A 14,242-nucleotide genomic window follows, 5' to 3' on the forward strand; every position below is an offset into this window, starting at 1 on the left:
TTTTTATATTATAAAATCTAATTTTATTTCATTGCAATTCTAATCACAAATTTGGGTTCACTCCAAATTATTTTCAGTTTTTTTATAAAAAATAGTGCTTTCGGTCGATCGCTGGATTTCTCCGGACACAAAAAAAGGGCCCAAGCCCTGTTTCAATTCAATATAATTACCTTTAAACCAATCGCTTATTAATCTTTTCGGCCGAATCACGAAGTGAGGCAATCAGTTGTCTTTTGTCCAATGCCATGTAGCGGTATTCGGGCAGGTAGATGCTGAGGCTGGCCACCACCAGGCCATTCTTGTAAATGGGCACTGCCAATCCCATGACATGCCGGTTGGCAATCGTTTGCAAGGCCAGTTCTTCCCGGCGAATAAGCGCCAGGGTCTCCAGCAGATTCGATTCGGACTGAATTTCGGGCCAGGAATCGCCGGTTGGAAGACCAAATTTTGCGATAAACCGCTGCTTCTTTTCGTCGGGAAGCATCGCTATCAAAAGCCGCCCAGATGCCGAATCGTACACCGGTTTGATGTCGGTCGTCCGCACCTGCAAGTCCTGCTCGGCGAAGGTTCGATACAACGCAATCCGCTGATTATCTTTAAGAACGGCCAGCAAGCAGTTTTCATTGATGAGCAGCGTCAGGGCATCCATTTCTTCGCGCGCTGCTTCCAGCAAATCTTTCTGGTACGACTTATTCCCCGTTAAGTAATACGATTTGGCCCCCAGAATATACCCCTTTTTGGTGCCGATCTGCTCGACATATCCACGGGTTACCAGCGTCTTGAGAATGTTGGCGCAGGTACCGTGGTTCAGACTTAAGCCGTCGGCCAATTCCGTCAGGGATTTGGGCTTCTCCGGTTCGTTCGCAATTTGCTCCAGCAGGTCAAGAGCGCGGTTAATTACCTGAATCATTTTACATTAATTTTATAATGCAAAATAAATGTAAATTATAACAAACCAAAAATCATCCCGCCAAATCCTTAGCAACTGGCCCATAAAACAAAACTGGCCGGGATCAGAACTGCTTTTTGCAGATCCGATCCCGGCCAGCGGAATCACTCAGTTTCGACCCCGGTTAGGGCATCGACGTCGAATACAACTGGTTAAACAGCAGCTTGAATGTGCCCTGTGCCTGGGCGCGGAAGGTAATTTCCGGACCGAAGGCGTAGAGTTTGCCGGAACCGACGGGTGCCATGAAAGCCGCTACGCCGTCCTGCAAATAGGCCTGACCCCAGGCCCAGCCACTCCGCAGCGGTTTGTCGGTGGAGAACCACGCCAGCGGTTTTACGGTCCCTTTCGCCACAGCATCCGGGGAAATTTTGAAAACCGGGCTGGCGTCGAAATACACATCCGTTTGCTTCGCCATGCCCCAGGTTGCCTGCTGGGTCGAGTCCAGATCAATGCGCAGAATGCTGCCGGGTATGTAGTATTTTTCGTTCGACAAGGGCCGTTCCTGACCCGCGTTGGTCATTTCCACCAGGGCGTTTTTGACCGGCAAACCCAGGTGATAGGCGAGGTTGGTGCTGCTGCCAATGGTAACCACATTGCCACCCGCTTCCAGAAATTTCCGGAGTTCCGGGATCGACTTTTCGGCGGTAATCTTGCCCAGCCACGGCCGGAATTCGGCGGGCAACTCTTCCGCTTTGGGTTCCCGGCTGGCATAACCGCCACCGCCCTGAGAGGCACCGCCCGGGCCTGTGGCCGGAATGGCCCGGGTCACGAACACGATCACATCATATTTCTTTTTCAGATCACCGGCGTCGATGTCCTGCGAATACACTACCTGCATCGGAAAATGGTATTGTTCCATGATCCAGCGCACCCAGCCCGATGGCATCGATCCGCCGTAAGCATCCCACAAAGCAATCCGCATCGGGGCCACTTTGACCAGTGCGCCCGTCGGCCGTTTGGCCACACCCACTACTTCCAGCCCCAGTTCTTTGGCCGATTTGTCCAGAATCGACTTCGCTTTGGCCGAAGCCGGAACAAAGAACGTGCCCGCGCCGAGCGACGATTTCCCGCTAAAACCGGTCGGTAACCGGAAAACATCGACACCCGATTTCAGCAAATCATTGACCGCAATGAAGGTGTTATTGGCCTGCGCGCTCAGTGCGTAGCCAGCCGCAGCCGTCGCATCCATTTTCCCTTTCGGCGACTGCAATTCGCCATACGGCAGTTTTTTGAACGGCCCATCGAAACCCTCCAGAATCCGGTCGACTTTGACACCCATCTGGAACGCCAATGTCCAGCCAGCAGCATCGTAGGGACGAACCGGCGGGCCACCGGGGTATTGAAAATCGTTCGGGTGATCCTGCGGTTCGAACATGTCCAGCACGTGGGGCCGGAACGCCTGATCGGTTTTCACGACGTAAGAACCCGCCGGGTATTTCTTGCCCGCTACCGTAAAATCAGCCGTGGCTTCCTGAATCTGGATGCCAGTTTTGATGAGCGCATTGACAAACTTGACCGCCGTGGCAAAATCCGGCTGATCGGCCGAAATGATGAATCCTCGCGGGTCCCGCAGGGCCGGATCTTTCAAAACCGCATCGAAATATTTCACCGGAATTCCACCACCACGGGGTAGCAAACCGTATTGATCGGGCGTCGTGGCCCCAGCGGCTCCCGGAGCGGCTTTTTTCAAATCCGCCTGGTGCAACTGGTTGATCGCATCGACGCGTTTGGGCGAAAGCGTCCAGTAATCGGTGCTGCCGTGATCGATGGCGTTTTTGCCCATCTTGTAAATGTTGTACAGCAACTGGTCGCCGTGACGGGCCGCGTAATCCAGCGTGGCGTAATTGAGCGAGATCGAATAATCGATCGATTGCTTGAAATGCCATTTCTGGGGCGTCACCGGAAAAGGCGTATTGCCGTTGGGAATCAGCCGATTGGGAACCAGCGGCACCTCTTCCGGCGTCGGATTTCCGATGATTTCCGTCAGCAAACCGATCATGTTGTGGAAGTGCGTCGTGGTGCGCAACCCGCCGTTGTACCAGGTTGAGAAAACCGAACCGCCCAGACGCGTAAAACCGGGTTTGTTTTCGGAATTCAGGCGGTTGATCATGGCCGCGCCGAGGGCATCGATTCCGGTGATCATCAGCGGTTCGAAGACGTAATTGAACGGATCGCGGTAGGGCGGTCCCGCCAGCACCGAACCCGCCGGGCCGCGCTGGTGGTGGTTATACATGATCTGCGGCAGCCATTCGATAAACAACTGACGGCCAATATTTTGCGACTCTTTCATGTTCATGATGAAAAAGTCACGGTTGTTGTCGTGCCCCGCGTATTTCTGATACAGACGCGGCACATTTTCCAACAGACGCTTTTCCGGTTTGGGTTCGCGCATGTACCAGCTACTGACCAGTTCCTGTCCGTCGGGATTGGCGTGGGTGAGCAGAATCACCACATTATCCAGAATCCGCAGCGTTTCGGGGTCCTTGCGGCTCACCAGTTGCCAGGCGGTTTCGATCAGTTGCATGGTGCCGACGGTTTCGGTCGCGTGCAAGCCGCCGTCGATCCAGACCACGGCTTTTCCTTCAGCCGCCATCGCGCGGGCCTGCTCATCGCTGATGCCTTCGGCGCGGGCCAGTTTGGTGGAAATTTCCTTGTAGCGGTCGAGTTTTTTGAGGTTTTCGGGCGACGACACGATAATCATGTACTGGTGCCGCCCCTCTTCCGTCATGCCAATATCGACCAGTTTGGTGCGGTCCGAAGCCGCGAGTTTTTTGAAATACGCTTCGGTTTGGGTGTAGGTGGCGAGTTGGTAGTCGTCACCGATGTTGAAACCGAAATGTTCTTTGGGTGAGGGAATCGTTTGGGCCTGAACGGCGGTTTGGCTCAGAACGAGTAAGAAGAATAAACCTTGTAAAAAATGTCTTCTCATAGGAAATCGGATTAGTTCGTTGATAAGACGAAATAAGCTATTTTTCTGATTCTATAAATCGGTTACAAAATATAATTTTATCATTTATAACGATTGCCATATATTTTATGGAGAATTACAGAAAACAAAGCTGTTGCGTAGCTCTAAACGCCAAACCAGCTACTCAATCTTCTTCAGCTCCTCCTGCCGGTCTTTGTCCAGGCTGACTTTGTCGAAGTCGGCGTTGGTGTTCAGTTCCACGCTGTATCCCTGAATTTTGTCAATCTCGACGGTGAGGTTGTTCGTCGTAAAATCGAAGATATGCCCACCGGCTTTGTGGTCGTCGGTCAGGTAGTGAAAGTGAAAACCGGGGACGTTGACCTTCGCCAGATAGCCCGGCAACAGAAAGCCAATCACCACCCCACGTGTGTTGGTAAGGTTGAAAAGGTATTGTTCTTTGGCGAGGTGGTCTTTCAGCGACGGATACGGTTTTTTAGCGGCACCGGGGGCGCGGGCGGTCAGCTTCGGAAAGTCGCCTTTCATCCGGATGGCATATAGCTCGTTGGCGGGCAAAGCCGCCATCAGGTCTTTTTCAAGCTGGTCGAGCGTGGTTGTTCCTTTGATGGTATAGGTAGAATCCGCTTTGAAAAACTTCACAAAAGCAATCGACGTGCTGTCGGTGTCCGGCATCTCGTGAATGCTGCCGTCGGCACTTACCTTGTAAACCGTACCCTGATCGACGATCAGTTCGCCATCCACCCGGTTGAAGGTTCCGATCCCAAAATCGCCTTTGGTTTTTAGCTGCCCCAGCGTCAGATTGCCGTCGAAGACCCCGGCCAGCAAGGCATCGATGATGGAATACTGGTACATGAAGTCCGTGGCCGAAGTCGTATTGGCGGTTTCGGCGGGTTGTTTTGGGGTGCAACCCTGCATTAAAAAAAAACCACCCAGCAGAATGGTCAGAACGTTGTTTTTAGCCGCAGCCGTTGAGTAAGTAGTCATTTGAAGGAGAAAGGGTTATGTTTATTTACCCCGTAGGGGTTCAACAGCGAAGCGTCGGTAGCCCCCAACAACATGATTTAATTTTCTTAACGTGCCTTTAGGTGCGTAACGAGCGGAGCGGTAGCAGTTGCGTACCTATCGGCACGCTGGGAGCTTGAAATTAACTCCTGCATTACTACCGACGCGTTGCTGTAATGTCCCGATGGGACAACCGTTCGTAAAAATCAATCTGTAATTTCACCCTGTCAGGGTCTTCGACCGCTGACAGGGTGAAATTACCGCTTCGGGCCGACGGAATCGTAGACGATCACTTTTTCCCACAGGGCCGAATAGTCCTCAATAAATTTCAGGTGAATGGGGTGCGTCTGGTAAATCTCTTCATCCATCAGGTTGTTGAAAAAGCACAGCCACGAAACCGCATACGAGCGTTCGATCACGGAACGGGTGGTTGGCGCGGGCGTACCAATGTGTACGAACTTGATGGTCGGGACTTTAGCCAGTTTATTCAGACCTTCGATCAATTTGGCTTTATCGGACTCGCTGCCCGGATTTTTCAGGTAAAAATAAACGTGATGGACAAACAGTTCTTTCGGTGCGCTGCCTGATAAACCCAGACCAAGTCCGGCCCCGACACTGCTTTTGACAAAGGCTCTGCGTGATTGTTCTTTCATAAAAGTTTGCTTCAATACTGAAATTTCGTTGTGTTTTGCCCCTAAATCCCCTGAAGGACGGTCGGCCAGCCGGACTCTTAACATCCAACTTAAGATGCGTCCAAGTCCCCTTTAGGGGATTTAGGGGCAAACCACAAAAATGAACAAGATTCTCCGAATTACTCCCGGGGATTGTCGATTTCTGAAAAATACTTTCCTGAAGCGAAAACCGTTCCGAACACCAGGTTATTCCCGACAAACCATCGGGGTCGGTTAAAATCCCTTACTTTTGCAGGATGGAAACCAACCAAGACCTTGCTCCCCTGCTTTCGAACCTGGGAATTGAAGCCTTCAACCCCATGCAGCGGGAAGCCCGGGAAGCCATTGTGGCCGAGAAAGCGGTTCTGTTGCTGGCTCCGACCGGTTCCGGGAAAACCCTCGCTTTTTTGTTACCCATTCTGCAACTTCTTAAACCGGAGCAAAAAACAGTCCAATGTCTGATTCTGGCACCTTCGCGCGAGCTGGCGTTGCAGATTGAGCAGGTCTGGAAAAAAATGGGGACGGGTTTCAAAGTCAACGTCTGCTACGGCGGGCATCCGATGGCGACCGAGATTCAGAATCTGAGTACGCCACCGGCGGTTTTAATCGGGACGCCAGGCCGCATCGCCGACCACATCGACCGCAAAACGGTCGACCTCGACGGGATTCATACGCTGGTGCTCGACGAGTTCGACAAATCGCTGGAACTGGGTTTTCACGACCAGATGTCATACATCATCGGCGGTTTGCGAAATCTTCAAAAACGCGTACTGGTTTCGGCCACGTCCGGCATTTCCATTCCGGAGTTTACGGGCGTACGTTCTCCGGTCAAACTCGATTTTATTCCGGACGACGACCGTGACAAAAGCCTGACCACCAAAATCGTTATTTCGGAGGAAAAGGACAAAGTCGATACGCTGTTTCGGCTGCTCTGCGCGCTGGATTCGGAAGCGGCTTTGATCTTCTGCAACCACCGTGATGCCGCCGAACGAACCAGCGCCATCTTGAACGAAATGGGCATTGTTTCGACGTTCTACCACGGCGGCATGGAGCAGGACGACCGGGAACGCGCTCTGATTCAATTCCGAAACGGCAGTGTCAGTTACCTCATTACGACCGACTTGGCCGCCAGGGGGCTGGACATTCCCGAGATGAAATATGTCATCCATTACCACCTGCCGCTGCACGAACACGAGTTTCTGCACCGCAACGGTCGGACAGCCCGGATGCACGCTTCCGGAACCGCCTACATTCTGCTGCACCGCAACGAAGAGCGCCCCCGCTATCTGCCCGAATCGCTCGACGAGTTTGTCATTCCGGCCAATCAGCCGCTTCCCAATCCACCCCAATTCCAGACGATTTACGTCAGTGGCGGCAAGAAAAACAAACTCAACAAAATCGACATCGTCGGTTTTTTCTCCCAAAAAGGTGGTCTCGAAAAAGGCGATCTGGGCCTGATCGAAGTCAAGGATTTTATCTCCTTCGCGGCCGTCCGAAAATCCAAAGTCAAGGAACTGCTGGCAAAGATCAAGGACGAAAAAATGAAAGGCAAAAAGTATAAAATTGAAGTGGCGCGGTAGATTTTACATAGACAAGAGAGGTGAGACAAGAGAATAAAGACCGTCTCTATTCTCTTGTCTATACTCTCCTGTCTTTACTTCACTTTCGTAAACTCCAGGTCGTGGAAGTCGTAGCTAAAATCGGTTAAGGGCGAAATGGCCTTCATTTTCATCGAAACCGGTTTTCCTTCGTAATCCAGCCCGAACATCACAAACGCATCGGCTTCCAGACTCAGGTCGTTCCATTTGACCACGAAGGTGTTGCCTTTGTAAGGAAACAACTCGCCGGTTAGGCGCGGAGAACGCTTTGAGACAAACAGCAGTCTCAGGTTATCCGGCACAATGGAAACGTCGCCCAGCCACTTGTCGCGGTAGGTTCCGGTGTAGAAATGAATCGTCGGTTTTGCCGCCGTACTCTCCTTTTCAGCCGCAACGGTTTTCCAGACGTCATCGGTTACTTTGTCGGCGTTGGCGGTATTTTCGCGCAGCCGGTCGCTGTACTCTTTCACCCGATCGGTGCCAGTCATCCCGAAATAACTGTCGAGAATCTGGTTGGTAATGGCCGTGAAAGCCGCCCCGGACTGCTGGTTAGTCAGCACGATAATGCCGAGTTTCATTTCCGGCACCAGCATCACCTGCGTCACCATACCGGGCAAACCGCCGGTGTGCGAAATCTGTTTGTAGCCCTTCGCATCATTCAGTCGCCAGCCCAAACCGTACGAACTGAAATGGGTGTTGTAGGGGCCGGGATTGCGCACGGGAATGATGGTTTGGGGCGACCACATGTCATCCTGCACCTTCGTGCTGAACAGGGTTTTACTCAAACCGTCGCCGTATTTTCCGCCGTTGAGTTGCATGATCACCCATTTGCTCAGGTCGTTGATGCTGCTGTTGATGCCGCCCGCCGAATTCCCGACGTCCAGCCGACCGCGCCTGACCGTCCGCAGTTTGCCCTCGATCACGGCGTGGGCGTCGATAACGTTCGATTTATTTTTGAGCCGGGAAAAGGACGCTGCGCTGTTCTCCATCTGGAGCGGTTTCATGATCCGGGTTTCCACGAATTCTTCCCAGCTTTGGCCCGACGCCCGTTTCACCACCTCACCCGCCACCATATACAAGAGATTATCGTAATCGTATTTGGTCCGAAAACCGGACGTCTGTTTCAGATACCGCAGGTTATGAATCACGTCTTTCAACTGAAAATCACTTGAATCGGGAAAAAACATCAAATCCCCGGCACCGAGACCGAGGCCGCTGCGGTGGGTCAGCAAATCGCGAATCGTAAAATCCTCGGTGACGTATGCATTGTATAGCCGGAACTCCGGAATGTAGTCGATCACCTTATCGTCCCAGGTCAGTTTGCCCTCATCGACCAGGATGCCGAGCGTGGCCGCCGTAAACGCCTTGCTGTTGGAGGCAATGCCGAACAACGTATTCGCATCCACTTTCTGCGTGGAATGCATGGAACGGACGCCGTAGCCTTTTGAATGAATCACCATTCCATCTTTTACAATGGCGACGGCAATTCCCGGCACCTCGAAAGTTTTCAATGTTTTTTCGACCAGCTGATCGATTTGGGGCGACGTGATGACCTGCGCAAAAGCCGGTTCAATACTCAGAAAACTGACCAGCAGAAGGCCGATGAAGTGTCTTGGTGCTCTCATAAGGGGATTTTGATGGGTTTTTAAAGATACACAGTTCATACCGATTAATTATTCATCCCTTCAGCAAACCATTCATCGATCCGTTTAACCGCCGAAGTACTATGCATAGCAAGGTAGCACATTTCGCCGTTGTTTTGACCCATCGAAACGGCGAATCACAAGCTGCCGCAGACAACAACAAATACGAAACACAACACAAAAACAACAAATACCATGAAATCAATTATCGCTTCCGCTTTCCTCGCTTTGACCGTTGCCACTACTTCATCCAGCTTTGCGGCTGATCACAAAGAAACCGCCGGGGCTCAATCTACGTACCAATCGGTCGTTTACCCGGTGATCAACACGTCGAAAATTCGGGTGAATGTTAACAAGGACAAAAATGCCAAAATCAATGTCACGCTGAAAAATGAATCCGGCGAGATCCTGGCTTCGGAAAAATTGGGAAAAGGCCACGAGTCCTCGGCCATTCGATTTGACCTGAACCAACTGCAGGACGGTATTTATCAGGTTGAAATTTCGGACGGCAACACCAAACAGGTGAAAGAAGTAAAGTTGCAGACCTCATCGCCAACGGTGACTACGGAACGTCACATCGCCATGAACTAAGACCCGAAATCTTCGGGTGATAAACCAAAGAAGCCGACTTTTCAGTCGGCTTCTTTGGTATTTAAAAGTCATTCTCTCATTTGCCACCGGGCCGGGAAGGGCGCACCTCGATCTTGCTGGGGAGCGTCCGGGCGGGCATCCGAATCAGGTCAGCAACGATCTGGCCGATGTCTTCGGGCTGGATTTTCCAGGCGTCTTTTTCACTCGGCTCGTGGTTGTTGAAATACGAAGCCACCGAACCGGGCATGATGGTCGTCACCTTGATGCCTTCGCTGCGCAGGTCGAGCATCAGCGCCTGGGAAAAACCGACCAGCCCGAATTTGCTGGCGTTGTAGGCCGTGCCGTTTTCGAAGAAGTTGGTGCCGGCCAGACTCGAAATCGTGATAAAATAGCCTTCCGACTTTTTCAACTCGTCCAGCGTTGCCTTGATCGAATTGAAAACACCGGTCAGGTTGATGTCGATGGTTTCCTGCCATTGGTCGGAGGTCAGTTCCTGAATCGGCGCAAAGTGACCCACCCCCGCGTTGGCGATCACGTAATCCAGCCGACCCCACTGCTGGGTGATGGCATCGACAGCGCGTTGCTGGGACACCAGATCGCGGACGTCGGCGGCAATGCCCAGTGCAAAACCGTCTTTGATTTTGTTGAGCGAAGCGGCCGCTTCCTCGGCTGCTTCCTGCGAGCGGCTGGTGATGGCCACCCGGATTCCTTCGTTGATCAATACTTCGGCAATGCCGTATCCAATGCCTTTCGATCCGCCGGTAACGAGGGCGGTTTTGATGATTTCTGCCATACTGCTAAAAAAATAAAAATGAGTACTTGACGCTTGGTTAAGCTGAAGAGATAACCGTGAGTTTTACGGGAAAGTTTGGTTCATCTCAGTAACCGGTATCAGGATATTGCTTTTGAAGGAGTGATCTAAACCTTATTCCATGAAATTCCTTTTCCTTTTAAGCGCACTTTTAGTTATTAACCACACCGCCTTCTCCCAAACAATCCCTTCCAAAGTCTATTCCTGGGAAAAAGCGCCGGTGGTCAAAAAAGACGGCGTGATCGATCGGACGATTCTGGAAGGCACCACGCGGGATTTCAATGGTTTTTCCGTCCACGGCATCACGCTTCCTCCCAACCGAGCCCCGCAACCCGCCCAAACGCTGGACGATGAGATTCTGATCATTGTCAAAACCGGAGAGCTGACGGTTTCGCTCGGAAGCCGGATCAAAACCCTGGGCCCCGGCAGTGTGGTGCTGATCATGCCCGGCGATGCCCACCGGCTTGAAAACAAAAGTGCCGCGCCCGTCACGTATCACCTCATGCGGTATACCTCGAAAGAAGTGCCGGATCTGGATTTAGAACAAATGAAAGGGCAATCGTTCTGGGTCGACTGGAAGGATGTGGCGTATCAACCCAACGCCAAAGGCGGTCGGCGCAACATCTTCGACCGCGCAACGGTGATGTGTAAACGTTTCGAGATGCACGTTACGACGCTCAACGAAGGCTTGTGGAGTCATCCGCCACACACCCACCGGGCCGCTGAAATCCTGCTCCTGATTGAAAATACCGCCCAGGAAAGCATCGATGGCGTGATGCAATCGGCGAAAGTCGGCGATATTATTTTCCTGGAATCCAACGTTCCCCACGGTATTTTGAATACCACCCAAGGGTCGTGTACGTATTTCGCGTTTCAGTTTGAGTAGCGGCTGGATTGACAGTCAATATCATTCAAAAACGCTCCTCGATTTTCAATATGCCCCACGAGGGGCAAAACAGCGCAGCGTCGGTAGCCAAAGGGTTACGAATTTCCACGCGTGCCGTGAGGTACGCGACCGTCAGATTTCTGTGAATGGTTGCGTGCCTGACAGCACGCCGTGGTGCGGAATGCTCGTATTGGCTACCGAAGCTGCGCTGTTTAATCCCTACGGGACAACCGACGCGGTTATTTGAATGCATCCCTAACCCTTGACCAATTTCCGCAGAATCGCCACACTTTGTTCCAACTCGGTTTCGGTGCTGGATGCGAACCCCAACCGGGTGCTGTTCAACGCTTTCCCGGGCGGATTGTGCGCCAATCCATCCGAAAAGGTCAGCCCTTCCACTTTGGCTTTTTGGGCGAGTTGGGCGAGCTCGATCTGGGGATCGAATTTCGCCCAAACCGCCAGACCGCCATCCGGTTTAACAAATTGCAAACTACCCGCTAACGCACTGGTTAGCAATGAACAGAAGTAGTTACATCGGGACAGATAGGTCTGGTGCGCCTTTTTTAAATGCCGTCGCATATCGCCGTTTCGGAACAACTGCCCAATCGCAAATTCCAGCATCGCGTCGCCCTGCCGGTCGATGATCCGTCGCAAGCGGGCCAGTTCGTCGATGACGGTTTCGGACGCTACCACGTAACCAATCCGAAAAGCCGGGGCCACCGATTTCGACAACGAGCCGATGTAGATGACCATGCCATTTGGGTCGGCACTGGCGAGCGGCAAAACCGGTCGGCGGAGGTAGTGGAACTCATAATCGTAATCATCTTCCAGAATGACAAAACCGTGTTGCTGACTCAGTTGCAACAACCGGAGTCGCCGGTCGGGCGGCAAGGTAACCGTGGTCGGATAATGGTGGTGGGGCGTCACATACACCAGCCGAACCGGGCGACGCTGGCAAAGCTCCGCCAGCGCTTCCACATCCAGACCGTGCTGGTCGACGGGAACGGTCAGCAATTCGGCCCCGGCTTGCTGGAAATTCATGTTGGCCCCCGACCAGTTGGTTTCGCCCACCACCGCCGTCTGACCCGGTTTCAGCAGCAGCGTGCTGGCCAGGTGAATACCCATCATGCTGCCGCGCGAAATCAGGATGTTGTCGGCGGTTGTTCGCAACGCCCGGGTTTCGTTCAGGAAAACCGATAATTCTTCGCGCAAAAGCCGATTGCCCTTCGGATCGCCGTAACCAAAATGCTGCTGCGGATTTCCCCAGCGAAAATAGCTCCGGTACGCGCGGGCCAGTTCCTCCATCGGGGCCAGCCGGATGTCCGGAAAACCGTCGTCCAGTCGCAGCCCCTCTCCCATCAACAGCAACGGACGAACCAGGTGCGGCTTGGATTCGAACGGAAAACCGGGTTCGCGATGCGTCCGTTGCCCATCAATCTCTTTACCAAGGGTTTGCGGCCGAACCAGCGGCAACGGATCGGCCACAAACGTGCCGCTGCCCGCCCGCGATTCGAGCCAGCCTTCCGCCAGCAGTTCGTCGTAAGCCGCAATGATCGTTTTGCGGTGAAGCTGGAGCAGCTCGGCCAACTGCCGTGTTCCCGGCAACTTCTGGCCGGTTTTTAAAATACCATCGCCGATCAGCCGCCGGAGTTGTTCGGCCAGTTGCAGGTAAATCGAGGCTTCGGCAGATTTATCAATGGAAATCAGGGTTCTGAAAGGCAGCATACCGGACTACTTAGTTTTGAGAAACCGGATGATATAGATAGTCCGGTAAAGATGCAAATTTGCAGGGCAACTCACAATTTTAGACCCATGCAAACTCCACGTACCACACCCAGCCGCTCGGCGAAACGGGCTCATTATGAAGCCGAAACGATTTATTCCATTCTCGATGAAGCCCTCTATTGCACCATCAGTTATGCCATCGATGGACAGCCGGGATCGATTCCGACGGCCTATGCCCGGGTGGGCAACCGGCTGTTGATTCACGGATCGGTGGGCAGTCATTTTATTCGGGAAGTCGAAAAAGGCATTCCGGTTTGTATTTCCGTAACCCTGCTCGACGGCCTGGTGCTGGCGAAATCGGGGTTCAGCCACTCGGTCAACTACCGCTCCGTCATCATTTTTGCCACCGCCGAAAAAGTGGAGGACTATGACCAAAAAGTGGAAGCGTTGATGCTCATTACCAATAAATTGATTCCGGAACGGTGGGTTGATTTGCGGAAGGAAACGGAAAGTGAAATCCGAAAAACAACGGTTTTGTCGTTCTCGCTGGACGAAGCTTCCGCCAAAATCCGGACGGGTGGCCCCAACGACGAACCGGAAGATCGGGAGTTACCAATCTGGTCGGGCGTCATTCCACTGGAAACCGTTCGTCGGGCGGCTATTCCCGATGAATCGAGCGTGGCTTTACCCCTGCCTCCCTATCTTTAGTAAGAACAGCGTATAACGACATTACGAATGAACATTGTTTTTTTAAGAGTAGGAATTTTACATTCTCACGTTTAACAGGAGTCCGGAAGCTATCGTCCGGGCTCCTGTTGTATGAAGACCAGTGGAAATGCGTCGGCCGGAATGGACTTGCTGTTTTGGGAGCAGCTCAAAACCGGGAACGAAACCGGTTTGCGGAAATTGATTGAGAAGTATTTCAACGCTTTGCAGAACTACGGCTACAAATTTCTGCGGGATGAAGACTTCGTCAAGGACTGTGTTCAGGAGGTGTTCATCGAAATCTGGAACCGGCGCGAACGCGTGGCGGTCCCCGACAGCGTCCGGGCCTACCTGCTCAGTTCTGTCCGCAAGCGGGTGTTGCGCGAAGGCTACCGGCAGCGCATCAACCGGGACGACGAACCGACAGACCTCGAAAATGACCTGAATTTTGTGGAATTCTCACCGGAATGGTCGGTTATCGAACAGGAAAGTCTGGCCGAAACCACCAAACGGATTGCCGATTCGCTGAATCAGTTGCCCAAACGGCAGCGCGAAGTCATTTACCTCCGCTATTACCAAAACCTCGAACGCGACGAAATTGCCGAAATTATGGGCGTCAACCCCCAGTCGGTATCGAACCTGTTGCAGGCTGCCTTCAAAACCTTCCGCGACAACTGGGTCGGTTTTATCCTTTTTATCGACTTGATCAAAACCAGCACTTTTTAAATAAACGGA

At 52.5% G+C, this 14,242-nt stretch carries 12 protein-coding genes; 5 read left to right on the forward strand and 7 right to left on the reverse strand.

The annotated features are described in order from the left end of the window. Window positions 1-172: 172 nt before the first annotated feature. From DUE52_RS14280 to DUE52_RS14295, 4 genes are all read right to left on the reverse strand, one after another. Window positions 173-910 carry an IclR family transcriptional regulator gene (locus DUE52_RS14280; RefSeq protein WP_114406684.1) on the reverse strand — a complete coding sequence of 246 codons (738 nt, stop codon included), beginning with the start codon at window positions 908-910 and terminating at the stop codon, window positions 173-175. A 163-nt stretch (window positions 911-1,073) separates the two neighbouring features. After that, a complete protein-coding gene (locus DUE52_RS14285) occupies window positions 1,074-3,878 on the reverse strand; it encodes a M14 family metallopeptidase (protein WP_114406685.1) in 2,805 nt (934 codons plus the stop codon). A gap of 159 nt (window positions 3,879-4,037) precedes the next feature. Further along, complete coding sequence (gene budA, locus DUE52_RS14290; RefSeq protein WP_114406686.1) at window positions 4,038-4,859, reverse strand: acetolactate decarboxylase; 822 nt, start codon at window positions 4,857-4,859, stop codon at window positions 4,038-4,040. Window positions 4,860-5,134: 275 nt separating this feature from the next. Then, complete coding sequence (locus DUE52_RS14295; RefSeq protein WP_114406687.1) at window positions 5,135-5,530, reverse strand: Dabb family protein; 396 nt, start codon at window positions 5,528-5,530, stop codon at window positions 5,135-5,137. 275 nt (window positions 5,531-5,805) lie between these two features. Here DUE52_RS14295 and DUE52_RS14300 point away from each other — a divergent pair, with 275 nt between their 5' ends. Continuing rightward, the gene (locus DUE52_RS14300) at window positions 5,806-7,128 is read left to right on the forward strand and encodes a DEAD/DEAH box helicase (RefSeq protein WP_114406688.1); all 1,323 of its coding nucleotides are present in this window, start codon (window positions 5,806-5,808) and stop codon (window positions 7,126-7,128) included. A 74-nt stretch (window positions 7,129-7,202) separates the two neighbouring features. Here DUE52_RS14300 and DUE52_RS14305 read toward each other — a convergent pair whose 3' ends face one another. Further along, window positions 7,203-8,771, reverse strand: a complete 1,569-nt coding sequence (locus DUE52_RS14305) for a serine hydrolase (protein ID WP_114406689.1) — start codon at window positions 8,769-8,771, stop codon at window positions 7,203-7,205. A 213-nt stretch (window positions 8,772-8,984) separates the two neighbouring features. Between DUE52_RS14305 and DUE52_RS14310 the strand changes: the two genes are divergently transcribed. Beyond that, window positions 8,985-9,380, forward strand: coding sequence for a T9SS type A sorting domain-containing protein (locus DUE52_RS14310; protein WP_114406690.1), 396 nt, complete (start codon window positions 8,985-8,987; stop codon window positions 9,378-9,380). Between the two features lie 76 nt (window positions 9,381-9,456). On the opposite strand, the gene DUE52_RS14315 is transcribed toward DUE52_RS14310, so the two are convergent. Next, the gene (locus DUE52_RS14315) at window positions 9,457-10,173 is read right to left on the reverse strand and encodes an SDR family oxidoreductase (protein ID WP_114406691.1); all 717 of its coding nucleotides are present in this window, start codon (window positions 10,171-10,173) and stop codon (window positions 9,457-9,459) included. Between the two features lie 139 nt (window positions 10,174-10,312). Between DUE52_RS14315 and DUE52_RS14320 the strand changes: the two genes are divergently transcribed. Next, window positions 10,313-11,077, forward strand: coding sequence for a cupin domain-containing protein (locus DUE52_RS14320; RefSeq protein WP_114406692.1), 765 nt, complete (start codon window positions 10,313-10,315; stop codon window positions 11,075-11,077). Window positions 11,078-11,332: 255 nt separating this feature from the next. Here the strand turns inward: DUE52_RS14320 and pdxR are convergent, their stop codons facing one another. Beyond that, the gene (pdxR, locus tag DUE52_RS14325; RefSeq protein WP_114406693.1) at window positions 11,333-12,802 is read right to left on the reverse strand and encodes a MocR-like pyridoxine biosynthesis transcription factor PdxR; all 1,470 of its coding nucleotides are present in this window, start codon (window positions 12,800-12,802) and stop codon (window positions 11,333-11,335) included. An 87-nt stretch (window positions 12,803-12,889) separates the two neighbouring features. Here pdxR and DUE52_RS14330 point away from each other — a divergent pair, with 87 nt between their 5' ends. Together DUE52_RS14330 and DUE52_RS14335 are read left to right on the forward strand one after the other, a co-directional pair. Continuing rightward, a complete protein-coding gene (locus tag DUE52_RS14330; protein WP_114406694.1) occupies window positions 12,890-13,510 on the forward strand; it encodes a pyridoxamine 5'-phosphate oxidase family protein in 621 nt (206 codons plus the stop codon). 111 nt (window positions 13,511-13,621) lie between these two features. Beyond that, window positions 13,622-14,233 (forward strand): RNA polymerase sigma factor, encoded by a 612-nt coding sequence (locus tag DUE52_RS14335; protein ID WP_114406695.1) that lies wholly within the window; start codon window positions 13,622-13,624, stop codon window positions 14,231-14,233. Window positions 14,234-14,242 lie beyond the last annotated feature (9 nt).

It is taken from the genome of Larkinella punicea (assembly GCF_003334855.1).
GTDB classification, from domain to species: domain Bacteria; phylum Bacteroidota; class Bacteroidia; order Cytophagales; family Spirosomataceae; genus Larkinella; species Larkinella punicea.